This window comes from Tenacibaculum todarodis, assembly GCF_001889045.1.
Taxonomy (GTDB): Bacteria; Bacteroidota; Bacteroidia; order Flavobacteriales; family Flavobacteriaceae; genus Polaribacter; species Polaribacter todarodis.
Genome location: NZ_CP018155.1, coordinates 2,476,278 through 2,497,887, shown reverse-complemented (window position 1 = coordinate 2,497,887; position 21,610 = coordinate 2,476,278). Strand labels below are relative to the sequence as shown.

The window sequence follows — 21,610 nt, the reverse complement described above, 5'->3', positions numbered from 1 at the left end:
ACACACTTTTATTACTAGATAAATATAAATAGAAACGTTATCAAGATTATTAGTACATACAGAAATTACAACTATTCAAATTTATTCAAAAGTGATTGAGAGAATAGTTAGTGATAATATGGCTTCATTAAGAATTAAATTATAGAGAACCGTTTAAAGAATAAAAATATCGAAATCAGCAGATAAATTTGAAGTTTTAATTTATTAACATATCATTTAATCTATTTTAGTTCATTTTTGTACCTTTGTAATTAGAATGACAAAGTTTTCTCATAAAATATTAGCTGTTTTAATGTCGTTTGTAGTCTTATTTTCTACAACTTCATTTGCTATCACAAAACATTTTTGTGGAGATACTCTTGTAGATACCGCTATTTTTTCTGAAGCTTCTTCTTGCGGAATGGAAATTGAAAAAGCAGATTCTACTAATATTTCTGGTTGTTCAATAGTTAAGAAAGATTGTTGTAATGATGTTCAAATATTAATTGATGGTCAAGATGAAGTGCAACTTCAAGTTGATAAAATATCTTTAAACCAAGAATTATTTCTAGCTTCGTTTATCTACACATACATTAATCTCTTTGAAAATTTAGAGAATAATATATCTTCCTTTGAAGAATATGAGCCGCCACTCGTCATAAAAGAAATCTTCAAGATTGACGAGACTTATTTAATCTGATTTTTAAGCAATAGACTGTAATATCCTATAACTGCAATGTTATAAGGATAAATTGTTGTATTCGGTGTTTTTCCAACACCAATTTTAATTGTTTAAATATCAAAACTAATGCTAAATAAAAGCATAAAATTTCTAATAGAAAATAAACTTGTATCCGTTTTACTACTCGTCCTTTTTGTAGGTTGGGGAACTGTAAATGCTCCTTTTGATTGGAAAATTCCATTTTTACCAAGTAATCCAGTCTCGGTAGATGCCATTCCAGATATTGGAGAAAATCAGCAAATAGTTTTTACAAAATGGGATGGTCGTTCACCGCAAGATATTGAAGACCAAATTACATATCCTTTAACCACTTCCCTATTGGGTATTCCAGGAGTTAAAACAATTCGTAGTTCTTCTATGTTTGGTTTCTCAAGTATCTACATCATTTTTGAAGAAGATATCGAATTTTATTGGAGCAGAAGTAGAATTTTAGAAAAACTAAATTCATTACCAAGTAATTTATTACCAGAGGGTGTAAATCCTGCTTTAGGTCCAGATGCTACAGGATTGGGGCAAATTTTTTGGTACACGCTTGAAGGTCGTGATGAAAAAGGAAATGTTACAGGTGGTTGGGATTTACAGGAATTACGAAGCATTCAAGATTACTATGTAAAATATGGATTATCATCTGCAAGCGGAGTTTCTGAAGTTGCCTCAATTGGTGGCTATGTTCAGGAATATCAAGTGGACGTAAATCCTGAATTAATGCGACAGTACAACATTAGTTTAAATCAAGTTGTAAAAGCTGTTAAAAGTAGTAATCAAGATATTGGTGCGCAAACTTTAGAAATCAATCAAGCTGAATATTTAGTACGTGGGTTAGGGTATATAAAATCCATTGAAGATATTGAAAATGCTGTTGTTACTTCAGAAGATTTTACAGCCATCAAAATAAAAGATATTGGTAAAGTTTCTTTAGGTCCAGCAACAAGAAGAGGATTGTTAGATAAAGAAGGCGCAGAAGTAGTTGGTGGTGTTGTAGTTGCAAGATATGGAGCAAATCCTATGGAAGTAATTACAAATGTAAAAACTCAAATTGAAGAATTAAAAGGAGGTTTACCTTCTAAAGTTTTAGCTGACGGACGAACATCACAAGTAACAATTGTTCCTTTTTATGATAGAACAGAATTGATTGAAGAAACTTTAGACACACTAAATGAAGCGTTAACATTAGAAATTCTGATTACCATTTTGGTAATTATTGTAATGGTTTTTAATCTTCGGGCTTCTATTTTAATATCTGGTTTATTACCTGTTGCAGTATTAATGGTATTTGTTACGATGAAACTATTTAATGTAGATGCAAATATTGTAGCACTTTCAGGTATTGCGATTGCGATTGGTACAATGGTTGATGTTGGCGTAATTCTCGCCGAAAATATGATTCGTCATTTAGATGATGAAAAATTACAAAGCAGTGAAAATGGTACAAAATACACTACAGATCAAATAATTTACAATGCAACTGCAGAAGTCTCTGGAGCAATATTAACAGCCGTTTTAACTACAATTATCAGTTTTGTACCTGTATTTACAATGATTGGCGCAGAAGGTAAATTGTTTAGACCTTTAGCGTTTACCAAAACAATGGCGCTATCAGCATCTTTAGTTATTGCTTTATTTTTAATTCCGCCATTTGCAGCCTATTTATTTAGAAAAACAACATTAAAAAAATCATTTAGCCATATTGTTAATATTGCTTTAATAATCGCTGGAATAGTAATTATAATAAGTGGGTTTTGGTTAGGAAGTATTTTAATTGCTTTTGGAATTAACGGTTTATTTGCTGTTTTAGGAAAGCTGAATGAGAAAAAAAGCAATCTTATAAATATCATTATTTCTTGTACTGCTATTATATTCTTACTTGCAGAATATTGGCGACCATTAGGTTTTGACAGAAGTATCTTCATCAACTTGATTTTTGTAGCCATTATTTGCTTTGGTATTTTAGGAATATTCTCGGTTTTAAAAAACTATTATAGACAAATTCTACAATGGGCATTAGCAAATAAAGTGTTGTTTTTAACGATACCAGCATCAGTTCTTGTATTTGGATTTTGGATATTTTATAACACAGGTAAAGAATTTATGCCCTCTTTAAATGAAGGTTCTTTTTTATTGATGCCAACCTCAATGCCACATTCTGGTGTCGAAGAAAATAAACGCGTTTTACAGCAATTAGATATGGCGGTAGCCACCATTCCAGAAATTGAAACTGTGGTTGGAAAATCTGGAAGAACAGAATCCGCTTTAGATCCTGCACCTTTGTCAATGTATGAAAATATGATTCAGTATAAATCTGAATATATGCGCAATGCTGAAGGAAAAAGGCAACGTTATAAAGTAAATAATGATGGAGTTTTTGAACTAAAAAATGGAAAATTTATTAAAAACCCTAATAATTCAGAAAACGCAAATTTCACGAAACTTAAACATTCTCAACTTATTGAAGATAATGATGGTGAATTTTATAGAAACTGGCGACCAGAAATAAATAGTCCAGATGATATTTGGAATGAAATTGTAAAAGTCACCAAACTACCTGGTGTTACTTCTGCTCCGAAATTACAACCCATAGAAACAAGATTGGTAATGTTACAAACAGGTATGCGTGCGCCAATGGGAATAAAAGTAAAAGGACAAGATTTAAAACAAATTGAAGCTTTTGGGCTGCAATTAGAAATCCTTTTAAAACAAGCTGAAGGTGTTAAAGTAGAAGCTGTTTTTGCGGATAGAATTGTTGGAAAACCTTACTTATTGATTGATATTGATAGAGAACAAATTGCACGTTATGGAATTTCTATTGAGGATGTTCAGAATGTTTTAAAAGTTGCAGTTGGAGGAATGCAATTGACCCAAACTGTGGAAGGAAGAGAACGTTATGGAATTCGAGTACGTTATCCAAGGGAATTGCGTAACAACCCAGAATCTATAAAAGACATTTATATTCCAGTTGAAAAAGGCAATCCTGTTCCTTTAAGTGAATTAGCAACCATTAGATACGAACAAGGTCCACAAGTAATTAAAAGTGAAGACACTTTTTTAGTAGGTTATGTCTTGTTTGATAAAATATCTGGTTTTGCAGAAGTTGATGTGGTAGAAAATGCACAAGCTTTATTTCAACAAAAGATAGATTCAGGAGAATTAATCGTGCCAAAAGGCATCAACTATAAATTTACAGGAACCTATGAAAACCAATTACGTGCAGAAAAAACATTATCCGTTATAGTTCCATTAGCATTGGCAATTATTTTCTTGATTTTATATTTTCAGTTTAAATCGGTTTCTACATCACTTATGGTTTTTACAGCAATAACAATTGCTTTTGCTGGTGGGTTCATTATGATTTGGTTGTATGGTCAAGATTGGTTTTTCAATTTTAGCTTTTTTGGAGAAAATATGAGGGATCTCTTCAATATGAAAACCATCAATTTAAGTGTGGCGGTTTGGGTAGGTTTTATTGCATTGTTTGGAATTGCTACAGATGATGGTGTCGTTATGGCAACTTATTTAACACAAACTTTTGAACGCGAAAAACCTGCTGATAAAAAGAGCATTCGAGCTTCAGCTTTGGTAGCTGCACAAAAAAGAATTCGTCCGTGTTTAATGACCACTGTAACTACAATTTTAGCCTTGTTACCTGTTTTAACATCCACAGGAAAAGGAAGCGATATAATGATTCCAATGGCAATCCCAATTTTTGGAGGAATGGTCATAGACATCACTTCTTACTTTCTTTTACCTGTTTTGTATAGCTGGAGAGAAGAGATAAAATTGAAAAGAATAACGAAAAAAGAAAATCAAGAACCAAGACAAATCGTTAATTAAAATGAAAAATATAGATAGAAAATTTCAGTTAATCTTTACTCTTTGTTCCCTTTTCTTTTTTCTTAACATTCAAAGTCAAGAATTGCAAAGCTATTTAGAACAAGCAATGGCAAACAATCCAGCAATTCAAAAATTTGAATTGCAATACAATATTGCTTCCGAAAAAGTAAACGAAGTTAACACGCTACCAAATACTGAATTTGGCGTTGGCTATTTTGTAAGTGAACCAGAAACAAGAACGGGAGCACAACGTTTTAGAATATCTATAAAACAAATGTTGCCTTGGTTTGGAACTATTACCTCAAGAGAAAATTATATTTCTTCAATGGCAGATGCTAAATATGAAAATATTGTAATTGCTAAACGTAAACTAATTACTTCCGTTTCGCAGTCCTATTATAATTTGTATGCAAATAAGGCAAAGCAAAAGGTATTAGAAAAAAATATAAAACTCCTCGAAACTTACGAAACATTGGCATTAACATCGGTAGAAGTTGGTAAAGCATCAGCTGTAGATGTGTTACGCTTACAAATGCGTCAAAATGAAATGCAGCAACTAAAAGATGTTTTAGAACAACAATTTTTAGCTGAACAAACTAATTTTAACAAGCTCCTAAATCGCGATAAATCAGTTACAGTAAATGTGATAAATGAGTTGAATATTCCTTCAGAAAATTTCGAAATAAACACAGACAATTTAGTTTTACACCCAGAATTATTGAAGTATGATAAGATTTATCAATCTGTAGAAAAATCAGAATTATTGAATCAGAAAGAAAACAATCCTATGATTGGTTTTGGTTTAGATTATGTAAATGTTGCTAAACGACCTAATATGAGTTTTAGTGATAATGGTAAAGATATTTTAATGCCAATGGTTTCTGTTTCCATTCCTATTTTCAATAATAGTTACAAATCGAAAACCAGACAAAATCAATTGCAACAACAAGAGATTTTAGCGCAGAAACAAGAACGTAAGAATACCTTAGAAACAATTTTAGACCAAGCAATAAATAACCGTATTTCCTCAAGAATAAGTTATAAAACACAAACTAAAAATCTAAAACAAGCGAAGAATGCTGAAGAAATTCTAATAAAAAGTTACGAAACAGGAAGGATTGACTTTAATGATGTTTTAGATATTCAAGAATTGCAATTGAAGTTTGAAATGAATCAAATTAAGTCGATTAAAAACTACTATTTACAAACAACAATTATTAATTATTTAATTCAATAAAAATGAAACACATATATCATATTCATGGAATGACTTGCAATGGCTGTAGAGGTCATGTAGAAAAAACACTTTCAGAAGTTGCGGGTGTTTCAAAAGCAATAGTTGATTTAGAAAAATCTGAAGCAACCATAGAAATGGATGCTCATATTAAAATAGAAACTTTTCAAGAAGCTTTAAAAAATGATGGTGGACGATATAGTATTCACAAACAAGGAGAGCATCAACATATAAAGGAAGAAAAAAAGGAAGTTCTTAAGGGAAAAGGAACGGGTACTTTTTATTGCCCTATGCATTGTGAGGGTGAAAAAACGTATGACAAACCTAGTGATTGTCCAGTCTGTGGTATGGATTTGGTTGAAGAGCAAAATCTATCAACAACAAATTCAGAACAATGGACCTGCCCAATGCACCTAGAAGTTGTAAAAGATGAAGCTGGTGATTGCCCGATTTGTGGAATGGATTTAGTGCCAATGGAGGCTGATAGTTCTGCCGAAGAAAAAGCATATAAAAAATTATCTAAAAAGTTTTGGATTGCAGTTGCGTTTACATTGCCAATTTTCTTTATAGCAATGAGTGAAATGCTAATGAATAATCCATTATACGATATTTTAGAGCAGAAGAACTGGAATTGGGTTCAGTTTGTTCTATCAATTCCTGTAGTGTTTTATGCAACTTGGATGTTTTTTGAACGTGCTTATAAAAGTATAAAAACTTGGAATCTAAATATGTTTACACTTATTGGCATTGGTGCTGGTGTAGCTTGGTTGTTTAGTTTTTTCGGAATGCTTTTTCCTGATGTTTTTCCAGATCAATTTAAAACTGAATTTGATGCTGTACATGTTTATTTTGAAGCTACAACTGTAATTTTAACATTGGTTTTAATGGGGCAATTATTAGAAGCTCGTGCGCATAGTAAAACAAATTCTGCTGTGAAAGAACTTTTAAAATTAGCACCCAATAAAGCAACCAAAATAGTAGATGGTAAAGAGGTGGAAGTATCTATTGATAAAATAGAATTAGATGATATTCTAAAAGTGAAACCAGGTGATAAAATTCCTGTCGATGGTAAAATAACAGAAGGTCATACAACTGTTGATGAATCTATGATTACAGGAGAGCCTATTCCTGTAAACAAATCCGAAGGAGATAAAGTAAGTAGTGGTACAATAAATGGGAATCAGTCTTTTTTAATGAAAGCCCAAAAAGTGGGTAGTGATACATTACTTTCTCAAATTATTCATATGGTAAACGATGCCAGTAGAAGTCGTGCGCCTATTCAAAAATTAGCAGATACGGTTTCTGGTTACTTTGTACCAGTAGTTGTTTTAATTTCTCTAATTACATTTATAGTTTGGGCAATTTGGGGACCAGAACCAGCGTATGTGTATGCTTTAGTAAATGCAATCGCAGTTTTAATTATTGCCTGTCCTTGTGCGTTAGGTTTGGCAACTCCAATGTCTGTAATGGTTGGTGTTGGTAAAGGTGCTCAAAATGGAGTGCTCATTAAAAATGCGGAAGCTTTAGAGAAAATGGATAAAGTAGATACGCTAATTGTTGATAAAACTGGAACAATTACCGAAGGTAAACCAACTGTAGAGAAAATTGGTTCTTTTGATGATAATTATACTGAAAATGAGGTTTTAAATTATATTGTTTCTTTAAATTCAAATAGTGAACATCCTTTAGCAGAAGCTACTGTAAAATATGGAAAAGAGCAAAATGCAGAAATTATAAAATCCAATTCTTTTTCTGCGGTTACTGGTAAAGGTGTTGAAGCTATTATCAACGATAAAAAAATATCGTTAGGTAATCCTAAAATGATGGAATACGCAAATGCAAAAATCTCATCAGAAATGGAAGAAAAAGCAGCTTCTTTTCAAATGCAAGGAAAAACAGTTTCTTATTTATCAAGAGACAAAAACGTAATTGGTTATGTTGTTATTGGAGATAAAATTAAAGAAACCAGTGCAAAAGCAATTAAAGAATTGCAAGAAATGGGAATTGCAGTAATTATGTTAACTGGAGATAATTACAATACTGCTAAAGCAGTAGCGACAGAATTAAATTTGACAGATTTTAAAGCAAGTATGTTGCCAGAAGACAAACTAAAGGAAGTAGAAAAATTACAAGAAAAAGGAAATGTTGTTGCAATGGCAGGAGATGGAATTAACGATGCACCAGCTTTGGCAAAAAGTGATGTTGGTATTGCAATGGGAACTGGAACTGATGTTGCTATTGAAAGTGCAATGATAACTTTGGTAAAAGGAGATTTACACGGAATTGTAAAAGCAAGAAATTTAAGTGATGGCGTTATGAAAAATATTAAACAAAATCTATTTTTTGCACTTATTTATAACACTTTAGGAGTACCAATTGCAGCTGGTGTTTTATTTCCTTTTTTCGGAATATTATTGTCTCCTATGATTGCCGCTTTGGCAATGAGTTTTAGCTCGGTTTCTGTAATTGTAAATGCTTTAAGATTAAGAACAATTAAAATTTGATAATATGAAAAAATTAATAATAGTACTTGTATTAATAACAACCATCTTTAGTTGTAAAAATAAAACCAAAAAAACTGATAATAATGAACATAAAAATCATTCTACAAAATCAGTGAAAGAGAAAATACCAAAAAAGAAAGTATTAAGTCCACATCAATCTACAATGGCTATGATTGGAAAAGCTCATATTCATATCGATTATTCTTCTCCTGGTGTTAGAGGAAGAATAATTTTTGGTGGTTTAGTTGGTTATGATAATGTATGGCAAGCAGGTGCTCATAATGCTACTTGGATAGGAACAAATAAAGATTTAATAATTAATAATGAAATGCTTCCAAAAGGCAAGTATGGTTTCTTTACAATTCCATCTAAAGGAGATTGGACTGTTATGATTAACAAAAATTGGGATCAACACGGCAAAGATGAATACGATGCTAAAGATGACGTAATTAGATTTAAAGTTACCCCTACTCTTTCAGATAAAATCACTGAACATTTAGAATATAAAGTAGAAAAAACTGGAGACACAGAAGGTGCAATTACACTGGTTTGGGAAAAAGTAACAATTAATTTTCCATTTAAATTAAATAAATAAAAAAGATGAAAAAATTTGCAATTTATATTATTCTACCAGCTCTTGGGCTACTTTTAGGATATTTTCTCTTCGGAAATTCTTCTGAAACAAATACTCATAAACACGATGAAGTTTCTACAAAAAAACAAATGTGGACGTGTTCTATGCATCCGCAAATTATGAAACCAGAAGCTGGCGATTGTCCTATTTGTGGAATGGATTTAATTCCTGCAGAAAGTAGTGCTGAAGGTTTAATGGCAGACCAATTTAAGCTAACAGAAAATGCGATGGCTTTGGCTAACATTCAAACTTCTACTGTTGGAAATGGTAAAGCTGAAGACAATGCCATTAAATTATCAGGAAAAATTGTAGAAAACGAAGAAGCAAATACAGTTCAGGTTAGTTATTTTTCTGGAAGAATAGAAAAGTTGTATGTGAATTCAACAGGAGAAAAAGTTAGAAATGGGCAACTGTTGGCTACTATTTACTCGCCAGAATTATTTGCTGCACAGCAAGAATTAATTACAGCTTCGTCTTTAAAAGAAACGCAGCCTGCATTATACAAAGCTGTTCGTAATAAGCTAAAATTATGGAAACTTTCAGAATCTCAAATCAATCAGATAGTAACATCTGGTAAAGTCAAAGAAAATTTTCCTGTGTATGCCACTGTTTCTGGTACAGTTTCAGAAAAGTTAGTAGAACAAGGAGCATATATTAAACAAGGGCAGCCATTGTTAAAAATAGCAAACCTAAACACACTTTGGGCAAATTTTGATGTTTATGAAAATCAGATTGGTTTTTTTAAAAAAGGGCAAGAAATTTTTATAACTACAAATTCTAATAAAGAAATTACCGCAAAAGTAGATTTTATAAACCCTGTTTTAGACTCCAAGACAAGAACTGTAAAATTAAGAGTTGTGCTTAATAATAGAAATAATGAATTGAAGCCAGGAATGTTTGCTGAAGGAAAAATTAAAGGAATCAGATCTAATAAGGAAGCAATTATTTCTATTCCTGCATCTGCAGTTTTATGGACAGGAAAACGCTCTGTGGTTTATTTAAAAACGAATGAGAATGAGCCAGTTTTTGAAATGCGTGAAATTACATTAGGTAATAGAATTGGAGATAACTACGAAATTTTAAAAGGTCTAAAAAATGGTGATGAAATTGTAACCAACGGAACGTTTACTGTAGATGCAGCTGCACAATTACAGGGTAAAAAGTCAATGATGAATCAAAAAGGTGGCAAAGTAATGACAGGTCACGAAAATCATCTTGGTATGGATAATAATACTTCAACCGAAACTAATAATTTCAACAAAAATGAAATAATAGAAGTTTCTGTAGAATTTCAAAATCAACTAAAAACAGTTTTTAATAATTATATCAACTTAAAAGATGCTTTGGTTAAAGATGATGCTAATAAAGCGATGTCAGCATCAAAAGTAATATTAGAAAATATATCTAAAGTTGATATGAAATTGCTGAAAAATAATGAAGCTCACAAAAGCTGGATGTCTTTAAAAGGAAAAATAAAAGCAACTACCTTTTCAATTTCTAAAACATCAGATATTGCAACCCAAAGACTTCATTTTATGCAGCTTTCATTAAGTTTAATGGATGCTATTCAGGTATTTAAAATCAACCAAAAAGTATATGTAGAGTTTTGTCCAATGGCAAATAGCAACAAAGGTGCGTATTGGTTAAGTAAAGAAGAAGTGGTAATGAACCCATATTATGGCGATGCAATGTTAAAATGTGGAGAAGTAAAACAAGTAATAGAATAATAAAAAATCAATTAATAATTAAATTTTAAACAAATGAAAAAAGTAATTTTAAGTTTAGCAATTATTACAGCTACAGTATTTACAAGCTGTAAAAGTGAAGGCAAAAAAGAAACGAATACGAACAAAACTGAAGTTTCTAAAGAAATGGCAACTACAGGTATTACCTTTGGAGTTAGAGGAAACTGTGGTATGTGTAAAAGCACCATTGAAAAAGCAGCAAATAATGTTGAAGGTGTAGCAACTGCTACTTGGGATGTTAAAAAAAAGAAAATTGATGTTTCTTTTGATGGCACTAAAACAAATGCAATGGAAATTCACAAAGCAATAGCAGCTTCTGGCTACGATACTGAAAAATCAAAAGGAGATTTAAATGCTTATGACGGTTTACCTGGTTGTTGTAAATATGATCATAGTATGGGAATGAATCAATAAACCTATAAATAGAAGAAGTGCTTTTTTATAAAAAAGCACTTCTTCTAAAATTATTAGTTGAGCTTTCTTATTTGCACAACCATTGCACTAATTAATTTATATCTTTGTTTAAATGAAATATTTAGCCTTCATATTATCAATTTATATTTTAGCCCTTAATTTAGCACCTTGCGAAGATTATGCTGCGCTTGATAATGAGGTTCAAACAGAAATTTCACAGGTAACCGACAGTGATCATCAACATCAAGATTCAGACTTATGTTCTCCTTTTTGTATTTGTCAATGTTGCCATATTAGTGCGATAGATTTCAAATTTGTTGATGTAAACATTAACATATCCTACATTTCTACAAAAGACTTTTTCTACCAAAATGGTACAGAAAAAGATTTTACTACTTCAATTTTACAGCCACCAAGGGCATAATTCAGTTTCTTTTTAAGGATAATTATATCCAATTTAGAACCTAAAGGTTCTTGAAATTTCGGGTAATTCTATTTTTTACATCAGAATTGTATCGAAAAGTTTAACTGAATTAACACATTTTCTATGATTAATAAAATCATTGATTTTTCAATCAATAACAAATTTATGATTGGTTTGCTAACGCTTACCATTATTGGAATAGGTATTTGGAGTATGACACAAGTACCAATAGATGCTGTTCCAGATATTACAAATAACCAAGTACAAGTAATTACACAAGCACCTAATTTAGGAACAGAAGATATTGAGCAAATTATAACCTATCCAATAGAGATAGCAATGAGTAATTTACCTAATGTCCAAGAAATTCGTTCAATTTCTCGTTTTGGTTTGTCTGTGGTTACCATCGTTTTTGATGATGATATGGGAACATATTTACCTCGTCAATTAGTTGCTGAAAAACTTAACGACATCAAAGAACAAATTCCTGCTGGTTTTGGAGAACCTTCAATGGGACCAATTTCATCTGGTTTGGGAGAAATATATCAATATACATTAAAAGTAAAACCTGAATTTAAAGACAAATATTCGGTTACGGATTTACGTACGATGCAAGATTGGATTGTACAACGCCAAATGGCAATGGTAGAAGGTGTTGTAGAAGTGAATGCAATTGGTGGTAAAATTAAACAGTATGAAGTTGCTGTTGACCCAAACGAATTACGTGCAATAGGATTAACAATTACTGATGTCTTTGAAGCGCTGGAAAATAACAACCAAAATACAGGTGGTGCATATATCGAAAAAAACCATCAAGCTAATTTTATACGTGGTGAAGGATTGGTGCGAAGTTTAGATGATATAAAGAAAATAACAATAAAAAATACGAATAATATTCCAATTACTATTGGCGACATTGCCAAAGTACAATTTGGTTCAGCTATTCGTTATGGTGCATTAACACAAGATGGTGAAGGAGAAGTTGTAGGTGGTTTGGTAATGATGCTTAAAGGAGCTAATTCAAATGATGTAATAGAAAATGTAAAAGTTCGAATGGCTCAAATTGAAAAATCTTTGCCAGAAGGTGTGATAATTGAACCTTTATTAGACCGAAGTAAGCTAATAGCTGAAACAACATCAACTGTAGCAACAAACCTTATTGAAGGTGCATTGATAGTGATTTTCGTTCTTATTTTCTTATTGGGAAACTGGCGAGGTGGCTTAATAGTAGCTTCAACAATTCCATTATCATTATTATTTGCTTTTATATTGATGAATGCATTTGATGTTTGGGCAAATCTAATGAGTTTAGGAGCAATTGATTTCGGTATTATTGTAGATGGTGCAGTAATTATAGTAGAAAGCACCGTTTTTCTCATTGCATCAAAAGTATTAAAGAAAAGGAAATTAACATCCAAAGAACGTGATGGCGTTGCAGCAGATGCTTCAAAAAAAATGATGAATGCTGCCTTTTTTGGTCAGCTTATTATTCTAATCGTATTTCTGCCAATATTGGCATTAGAGGGTATTGAAGGGAAAATGTTTAAACCTATGGCATTGACTTTCATTTTTGCAATGATTGGTGCAATGGTTCTTTGTTTGACCTATGTGCCAATGATGTCTGCCTTAATTTTAAGAGCTCCAAAGTCAGAAAAAAAATCTTATGGAGATAAATTTGTGCATTGGGTAGAACGTAAATACCAACCTTTATTAGAAAAAGCAATAAAAAAAGGAAAACTAATAATTGGTGTTTCTGTTATTTTATTTGGGATTACTGTTTTTATGTTTACAAGAATGGGGGGCGAGTTCATACCTCAACTTGATGAAGGCGATATTGCTTTTCACGCTATTTTAAAACCTGGTAGTTCATTAACTGAAACTATTGAAACGACAACAAGGATTGAGCAAATTGTTAAAGCAAAGTTTCCAGAAGTTGAAAAAATTGTAAGTCGAATTGGTGTTGCAGAAATACCAACAGATCCTATGCCTATGGATATTGCAGATATTTTTGTGATTTTAAAACCAAAAAGTGAATGGACTTCAGTTAATTCTAAAGACGAACTCATTGAGCAAATGAAAGAAGCTGTTGAAATAATTCCTGGTGTTAATTATGAATTTACGCAACCCATTGAAATGCGTTTTAACGAATTATTAGAAGGTGTTAGAGAAGATATTGCTATAAAAATTTATGGTGAAGATATTAATGTGTTATCTCAAAAAGCAGAAGAAATATCTAAAATTATTGCAGGTACAGAAGGTATTGGTGATATGAAAGCAGAAGCTACAACTGGCTTACCACAAATTACAATTACGTATAACAGAAATAAATTAGCCCAATATGGTCTTCAAATAAATAAAATGAATCAATTGGTTCAATCTGCTTTTGCAGGTGGAACTGCAGGTATCATTTTTGAAGGAGAAAAGCGATTTGATTTAGTAGTAAGATTAGATGCTGCCAATCGTAAAAACATTTCTGATGTTCAAAATTTATATATCAATTTACCGTCTGGAAATCAAATTCCACTTCGTGAAATTGCAGATGTAAGCTATAAAGCTGGTCCAATGCAAATAAGTAGGGACAATACAAATAGAAGAACCTATGTAGGGATAAATGTTAGAGGAAGGGATGTAAAATCTTTAGTAATGGAAATAAAATCAAAGTTAGATGCGCAATTAGAATTACCTACAGGTTATTTTATTCGTTATGGTGGTGCTTTTGAAAATTTAGAACGTGCCAGTAATCGTTTACTAACAGTTGTACCCATTGCGTTATTACTAATTTTTGTACTCATTTATTTTGCTTTAAAATCATTACCACAAACTTTAATGATTTATATCGCAATTCCAATGGCAACTATTGGTGGTGTATTTGCATTATGGTTAAGAGATATGCCTTTTAGTATTTCTGCAGGTGTAGGCTTTATTGTTTTATTTGGTGTTGCAGTTTTAAACGGATTGGTAATGATTAGTGGTTTAAATGAACTAAAAGAAGAAGGTGTAACTAATTTAAAAGATAGAATTATAGAAGGCACAAAACGAAGAATTAGACCTATTATGTTAACAGCTTTTACAGATGTATTAGGTTTTTTACCGATGGCAATTTCGGCATCAGCTGGTGCAGAAGTGCAACGACCTTTAGCAACGGTTGTAATTGGTGGTTTACTAACTTCTACATTGTTAACATTATTCATTTTACCAATTTTATATCATTGGGTAGAAAACAAATCATTCAAGTTCAGGACAGATAAAAAAATAATTACAGTTACAGCAATAGTAGTTTTTATGTTTTTCTTACCAATAAATGGAAACGCACAAGAAATTAATGATACGTTGCCAACTATTTCAATGAATGAAGCGGTTAAATTATCAAAAGAAAATTTTCCGCTTTTAAAACAAAAGCAATTAGAAATTAGTAAACAAGAGCAGTTAAAAAGTACAGCTTACGATTTTGGAACCACTCAAGTTTTTACTGGAGGTGAGGAAATTAATAACGGGAATGGCATTTATACAACTATCGGAATTGGTCAAAGCAACATTGATGTGTTTGGTGTTTCTGCAAAAAAACGATTGCAAGAGCAACGCATTCAATTAGCTCAAAAAGCGTTTCAACTTTCAGAATTAGATTTAGAATTAGAAGTAAAAAAGGCGTGGGCAAATGCTTTTCAGAGTAAAAGGAAATACAATTTATACAAAGAATTAGATTCCATTTATACCAACTTTGAAAAAGCTGTAGCTTTAAATTACGAAGTAGAAGCCATTTCAAGATTGGAATATGCAGCTGCAAAAAACCAAGCTTTACAAATTCAAAATAAATTTATGAAATCTAAAAGCGACTATAATATTGCATTAAAACAGCTAAATTTATGGTTGATTTCTGATGCTTTTTTTACTGTTTCTGATGATTTTGAAATTACTAATGGAATTAATGTTGAATCTTTTAATCCAGAAAAACATCCAATATATAGTATTGCTCAATTACAGGTAGCAGAGGCAGAAGCAACATATAAAGCTGCTAAAGCAAACAGTTTACCCAAGCTAAATCTTCAAGCAGGTTTGCAAAACGTAAATGGTAATACTGGTTTTTATACCTATCAAGCAGGAATTTCAATTCCTTTTTTATCAGGAACAAATAAAGCAAAAGTAAAAACGGCAAAAATTGATACTGAAATTGCGGAAGCCAATATTCAATTTAAAAAACAAGAAGTACAATCGAAGTTTAAACAATCAAAAGAGAATTATCAAAAATGGAAAAAAGCTTGGTTCTTCTATAAAATGGAGGTGTTACCTCTTGTAAAAGAACAAAAATTGGGAGCTTTATTTGCTTATAAAGAAGGAGAGATAGATTACACGAGGTTTACACTACTCATAAAAGAAGCTATTCAATCTGAAATAGAAGCACAAGAAGCATTAATAAATTATTTAGAAAGCACATTTCAACTACAATATTTTAATCAATAAGACAATGAAAAACACACAATATATAATTTTAGCACTACTAACAGTTTCATTTTTAGTTGTTGCTTGCGGAAATAAAGAAAGCCATAAGGAAGGTGATGGTCATTCCCATAACGAAGAACAAAAGATTGAAGAAAACGATGACCATAGCGAAGGCGAAGAAGTGATGCTTTCACAACAACAGTTTGAAGCTTTAAAAATGAAGATAGACACCATTGCATTGCGTAATATGAGTGGTTATGTAGAAGCAAATGGCACATTGGAAGTACCACCACAAAGTGAAGCAGCAATAACTTCTGTAGTTGGTGCAAATGTGTTATCCATAAAAGTGATTGAAGGAGACAAAGTGAATAAAGGTCAAGTTGTGGCATATCTTTCACATCCAAATATTATTCAAATGCAAACCGATTATTTGAATGCTTTTAGCAATAGTAATTTTTTAAAGAAGAACTTTGAGCGTCAACAAAAATTATATGATGCAGGAGTTGGCTCTGGTGCAAATTTTCAAAAAGCAGAAGCTGAATATGATGCCTCAAAAGCGATGGCAAACGGTTTAGAAGCACAATTAAAACTATTAAACATAAACACCTCATTAGTTAAAAATGGAACAATTGCTCAAAGTATTTCACTACGCAGTCCTATTGAAGGCTATGTGCAAAAGGTTGAAGTGAAAACAGGTCAGTATGTAGAACCACAAACCGAACTTTTTGAAATTGTAAACACACATCACGTTCACGCTGATTTAATGGTCTTTGAAAAAGATGTGTATAAAGTTAAGAAAGGTCAAAAAGTAAGCTTTAATATACAAACAATGCAAGATGAAGAATTAACAGCAGAAATCTATTCCGTAAGCAAAACATTTGAAGATGACCCTAAAGCAGTACACGTACACGCTGAAATTGAAAACAAGAAAGGTAACTTAATTCCTGGAATGTATATTCAAGGAAAAATTCAAACAGAAAACACACAAACTATGGCATTGCCCGAAAGTGCGATAGTAAAAGAAGGTGATAAATTTTTTGTGTTTTCGGCAGAAAAAGAAAATGACGATTGGAGTTTTAAACCAGTTGAAGTGCTTTTAGGAGCAAAAGATGGCAATTGGATAGCTATTCAATTTTCTGAAGATATAAAACCAAATACAAACTTTGCTTATAATAATGCCTATTATTTAATAGCCGAAATGAAAAAAGGCGAAGCAGAACACGAACATTAGATTATGCAAACCATAGAACAATTATTAGAGTTAAAAAATATTCGCGTTACGGCAATGCGTTTATTGATTTATAAGTTTCTTGCAGAGAAACAAGTAGCAGTAACATTAAGTGATATTGAAAATGCTTTTGAAAAAGCAGATAGAACTACATTGTACAGAACTATTAAAACATTCGAGGAAAAAGACATTGTACATCAAATAGATGATGGTACAGGTATTACCAAATATGCTTTATGTGAACAAGGTTGTAGTTGTGATATAAATAAAGATTTACACTTACATTTCCATTGTAACAATTGTAATGAAACCATTTGCTTAACAGACCATAAAATACCAAAAATTAAAGTGCCTGATGGCTTTGTTTCAGAAAATGTAAACTTGGTTGTAAAAGGTATTTGTGATAAGTGTAGTAGATAACAAATGTACTTCCATTGCACTTACTATTAGATTATTTTTATAAAAAATTAGTGGATATGAAGTTTAATACTAAAATACCTAAACCTCTTAAACAGGCTTATAATGAAGAATTAAAACTATACAGTTTATGTTTAGAAAATAAGCAGTATAATAATGCTTGGTATCATTTAGAACGCAGTCATATAATAGGGCAATCTTACCCTATAGAACATACCTATTCACATTGGCTAATGCTAAAATTTGGATTTATGCAAAAAGATACTAAAGAAGTACTCGGTCAAATTATTAGGTTACTTGTTGGTGGTTGGAAATCATTTATTGACCACGTGCCACTTGGTAACACAGGCGGTGCAAACGTACCACCATTAAAATCTATGATTATACCTAATGATATTAAAAATTTATTCAATTCAAAATGAAGAAAAAGAAAGTCAATTTAAGAGATTTAAAACCAAATTCAAAGGAACAACATTCTCACGATGATGGTCACGACCACGGAGATGGTAGCGCATTCAAAACATACATTCCTGCTATCATAAGTTTTGTAATGTTAATTGTAGGTATCGCTGTAGATTATTTTGATGTGATTCCTCAATTTAAAGGATGGATTCGAGTAGTTTGGTACACTTTAGCATATATTCCAGTTGGATTTCCAGTAATTAAAGAAGGATGGAAAAGCCTTATAAAAGGCGATGTTTTTACCGAGTTCTTTTTAATGTCTATTGCCACGATTGGTGCATTTATAATTGGTGAATATCCAGAAGGTGTTGCAGTAATGCTATTTTATGCAGTAGGAGAATTATTTCAAAATGCAGCAGTAAATAGAGCAAAAGGAAATATTAAAGCATTATTGGATGTTAGGCCAAAAGAAGCCAATGTATTTCGTGATGGTGACTATATAAGTGTGTCGCCAGAAGCTGTAAATATTGGAGAGAAAATTCAAGTTCGTGTAGGTGAAAAAATTCCATTGGATGGTATTTTATTATCCGAAAAAGGGTCTTTCAATACAGCAGCTTTAACTGGTGAAAGCAAGCCAGATACGATTTCAAAAGGTGAAAAAGTATTTGCCGGTAGCATTAATATGGATGGTGTAATAGAAATCGAAACTACAAAAGAATTTAAGGATAGTTCAATTTCTCGAATTCTACATATGGTGCAGAACGCAACAGCTCGTAAATCTAAAACAGAATTATTCATTAGAAAATTTGCTCGTATCTACACTCCTATTGTGGTTTATTTGGCTATTGCGATAACATTTTTACCATACTTTTTTGTAGATGATTATGTGTTTAGAGATTGGCTATATCGTGCATTAATATTTTTAGTAATTTCCTGTCCTTGTGCCTTGGTTATTTCTATTCCTTTAGGATACTTTGGTGGTTTGGGAGCAGCTTCAAAAAATGGAATATTGTTTAAAGGCGCTTCATTTTTAGACGCTATGACCAAGATAAATACATTGGTAATGGATAAAACTGGCACTGTAACAAAAGGAGTGTTTAAAATTAAAGAAATTAAAGCCATTAATTGGGAAGAAAAAGAGTTTATGAAATACCTAATGGCAATGGAAGAACAATCTACACATCCTATTGCAAAAGCTATTTTAGAATATAAAGCAGATGGTAAAGATTTTCAAGCTTCAGAAGTATCGGAAATTGCAGGTAAAGGTTTAAAAGGGATTGTAAATGGTAAAACAGTTTTAGTAGGAAATAAAGCCTTAATGTCTTCTAATAATATTGATGTTCCATCTGAAACGGAATCTATTGTAGAATCTATCGTTTTAGTTGCAATCGATAATCAATTTGCAGGTTATGTTGTGATAGCAGATGAACTAAAAGAAGATGCAAAAGAAACAATTACCAATTTACATAAAGTAGGTATTAAAAAAATAATGATGCTTTCTGGGGATAAGGATTCTATTACGCAAAAAGTAGCTACAGAACTAAATATTGAAAAAGCTAAAGGCGGTTTATTGCCAGAAGATAAATTGAATGAAGTAGAAAAATTAAAACAAAATTCAGAAAATAAGATTGCTTTTATTGGTGATGGAATTAATGATGCGCCTGTTTTGGCTGCAAGTGATGTTGGTATTGCAATGGGTGGTTTAGGTAGCGATGTTGCTATTGAAACAGCAGATGTAATTATTCAAACAGATCAACCTTCAAAAGTGATAAAAGCAATTCAAATTGGTCGTTCTACAAGAAAAATTGTATGGCAAAATATTGGATTAGCATTTGGTGTAAAAGTGATTGTGTTAATTTTAGGAGCTGGTGGATTAGCTACAATGTGGGAAGCCGTTTTTGCAGATGTAGGTGTGGCTTTACTGGCAATTCTGAATGCGGTAAGATTACAGAAAATGAAATGGTAAAAAACTATAGGTTTCTATGTTCTAGCATTTCATTTTTAACAATTTCTAAATCTTTTTTAAGTTGTTCTAGACCATATTTCTCTATTTTTAAGACTTTAATTTTACAACATCTTTTAAATTTATTCTCACTACAAATTGGACATAAATCATTATTCCCAACTTTAAGTTTTCCTATTCCAACATGAATGATTTTTTCAATATATAAAAGATTGTCTGTTTCTAATTCTTCTTTATAAAATTGTAGAATACCTTTTTCGTGATGTGCAAACTCTCCATTAGCATATTTTCCAGTTTTTAATTTATATTGATGGTTCGCAAAAAATGGATAAATAAACTTTTTATAAAAATTGATTATATTTATTCCACTTCGTTGTTCTAAAATTAGTTTATGAGGTATTGCAAGACAGCACAAACCTTCATCCGATATATGAAAATCCCAACTTCTATCAATATTTTTAGATGTTTCAACAACTATAGGTGTAACGTGAGGATAATTTTTAGTTGGTACAAATACATTGATATCATAATTCCCCCAAAGCACATCATCCACATCAAAAACATCAATAAATCCACTTAAAACAACACAGCTTTCATTTTTAGTGATTTTAAAATTATAATATGTGTTTAGAAACTCATGTATGTCTTTTTTAAGTGCAGAATTCATTAAAAATTATAATACGGTTTATTTACCTCTGCAATAGGACTTAAAAGGACTGGATTTAATACTGGCGCTTTGGTATTTCCAATATTTAAAATTAGATCACTATCTATATTTTGTTTTGCAAAATCATTATCCACTAAATATCTTTCCCAATTAAAATCATATTGATTATAAAACCGTCCATCTTCATAATCCCAAATAGGTTTCGACTTTACTTTAAAATACTTATCAGAAGAAGAAATTTGATTTATAATATTTTGCCCTGTAACGATTCCGTTTGAGGTTGCATTAGCTTGCATTTTAGGAGCAAGACTTGTGTGTAAACTACACGTGGTAACCTCACCCGAATCTCCTAAACCAGAATACATCCAAAGTACTTGGTTATCGTGCCCTAAATCAACTCCTGCTCTAGTATATATATCTTTAATTCCTTTTGAATCAAAATAGTCTTTTAAATCATTTTTTACAAAATAAGAAATCATTGCAAAAGCTTTTAAAGCATCTTTTGTAGCTTGTTTTTTTTCAATATTTTTTCCACCAAAATAAACCATCAATCCATCACCCTGTATTCGATGGACATAACCACCACATAGATTTACGGCAAAAATAGATGCCTTAATAATACTTTCTGTAATCAAAGCTACAGTAGCTAAAGCAAAATTATTGTAAAGTTGTGTGCTCTTTTTCACATCAACAAAAGCAGAAATAATCCAATGTTTTTCTGTGTTATTGGTGTATTTTAGATTTGCAAAATCAGGATGATTTCCTAATCTTGGTAAGTTCTCAATTGCTGGTGTATTTAGTCCTTTTACTAAACGCGAAGATTCATTTAGATTCTTTAAACCTGGTAACTCATTCCGTAATTCGTTAATGTAACTTGTGTCAAAATCTGATTCTGGCTGTTTTGAAAAAAGTTTAATATAATTATTTCTCGGATCTTTATCTACTGCTTTTTTGATAACATCCAAATATGGATTGAAAATACTCATAATTTT

15 protein-coding genes are annotated in these 21,610 nt (G+C 31.5%); 13 read left to right on the top strand and 2 right to left on the bottom strand.

Going from position 1 to position 21,610, the window contains the following annotated elements; genetic code table 11:
* Positions 1-256 precede the first annotated feature (256 nt).
* The 13 genes from LPB136_RS11400 (at position 257) to LPB136_RS11340 (ending at position 19,954) form a co-directional block, all read left to right on the top strand.
* Positions 257-679 (top strand): HYC_CC_PP family protein, encoded by a 423-nt coding sequence (locus LPB136_RS11400; protein WP_237267388.1) that lies wholly within the window; start codon positions 257-259, stop codon positions 677-679.
* A 108-nt stretch (positions 680-787) separates the two neighbouring features.
* Positions 788-4,549, top strand: a complete 3,762-nt coding sequence (locus LPB136_RS11395) for an efflux RND transporter permease subunit (RefSeq protein ID WP_072556444.1) — start codon at positions 788-790, stop codon at positions 4,547-4,549.
* Between the two features lies 1 nt (position 4,550).
* On the top strand, positions 4,551-5,786 hold the full coding sequence (locus tag LPB136_RS11390) for a TolC family protein (protein ID WP_072556443.1): 1,236 nt from the start codon (positions 4,551-4,553) through the stop codon (positions 5,784-5,786).
* 2 nt (positions 5,787-5,788) lie between these two features.
* A complete protein-coding gene (locus LPB136_RS11385; protein WP_072556442.1) occupies positions 5,789-8,287 on the top strand; it encodes a heavy metal translocating P-type ATPase in 2,499 nt (832 codons plus the stop codon).
* Between the two features lie 4 nt (positions 8,288-8,291).
* Positions 8,292-8,882, top strand: a complete 591-nt coding sequence (locus tag LPB136_RS11380) for a DUF2911 domain-containing protein (protein ID WP_072556441.1) — start codon at positions 8,292-8,294, stop codon at positions 8,880-8,882.
* A gap of 5 nt (positions 8,883-8,887) precedes the next feature.
* Entirely contained in the window at positions 8,888-10,648 is a 1,761-nt protein-coding gene (locus tag LPB136_RS11375; RefSeq protein ID WP_072556440.1) for an efflux RND transporter periplasmic adaptor subunit, read from the top strand.
* A 33-nt stretch (positions 10,649-10,681) separates the two neighbouring features.
* Positions 10,682-11,080, top strand: a complete 399-nt coding sequence (locus LPB136_RS11370; RefSeq protein ID WP_072556439.1) for a heavy-metal-associated domain-containing protein — start codon at positions 10,682-10,684, stop codon at positions 11,078-11,080.
* 112 nt (positions 11,081-11,192) lie between these two features.
* Positions 11,193-11,504: a DUF6660 family protein gene (locus tag LPB136_RS11365; RefSeq protein ID WP_072556438.1), complete on the top strand. Its 312-nt coding sequence runs from the start codon at positions 11,193-11,195 to the stop codon at positions 11,502-11,504.
* Positions 11,505-11,627: 123 nt separating this feature from the next.
* Entirely contained in the window at positions 11,628-15,962 is a 4,335-nt protein-coding gene (locus tag LPB136_RS11360; RefSeq protein ID WP_072556437.1) for a CusA/CzcA family heavy metal efflux RND transporter, read from the top strand.
* 4 nt (positions 15,963-15,966) lie between these two features.
* Positions 15,967-17,172 carry an efflux RND transporter periplasmic adaptor subunit gene (locus tag LPB136_RS11355; protein WP_070236305.1) on the top strand — a complete coding sequence of 402 codons (1,206 nt, stop codon included), beginning with the start codon at positions 15,967-15,969 and terminating at the stop codon, positions 17,170-17,172.
* A 3-nt stretch (positions 17,173-17,175) separates the two neighbouring features.
* Positions 17,176-17,589 carry a Fur family transcriptional regulator gene (locus LPB136_RS11350; protein ID WP_070236304.1) on the top strand — a complete coding sequence of 138 codons (414 nt, stop codon included), beginning with the start codon at positions 17,176-17,178 and terminating at the stop codon, positions 17,587-17,589.
* Between the two features lie 56 nt (positions 17,590-17,645).
* Entirely contained in the window at positions 17,646-18,008 is a 363-nt protein-coding gene (locus LPB136_RS11345; RefSeq protein ID WP_070238185.1) for a DUF3703 domain-containing protein, read from the top strand.
* On the top strand, positions 18,005-19,954 hold the full coding sequence (locus LPB136_RS11340; protein ID WP_072556436.1) for a heavy metal translocating P-type ATPase: 1,950 nt from the start codon (positions 18,005-18,007) through the stop codon (positions 19,952-19,954). The genes LPB136_RS11345 and LPB136_RS11340 overlap by 4 nt, the downstream gene beginning before the upstream one ends.
* 4 nt (positions 19,955-19,958) lie before the next feature.
* Here LPB136_RS11340 and LPB136_RS11335 read toward each other — a convergent pair whose 3' ends face one another.
* Positions 19,959-20,618, bottom strand: a complete 660-nt coding sequence (locus LPB136_RS11335; RefSeq protein ID WP_072556435.1) for a hypothetical protein — start codon at positions 20,616-20,618, stop codon at positions 19,959-19,961.
* A complete protein-coding gene (locus LPB136_RS11330; RefSeq protein WP_072556434.1) occupies positions 20,618-21,604 on the bottom strand; it encodes an adenylate/guanylate cyclase domain-containing protein in 987 nt (328 codons plus the stop codon). Before LPB136_RS11330 ends, LPB136_RS11335 begins: the two co-directional genes overlap by 1 nt.
* Between the last annotated feature and the right edge of the window lie 6 nt (positions 21,605-21,610).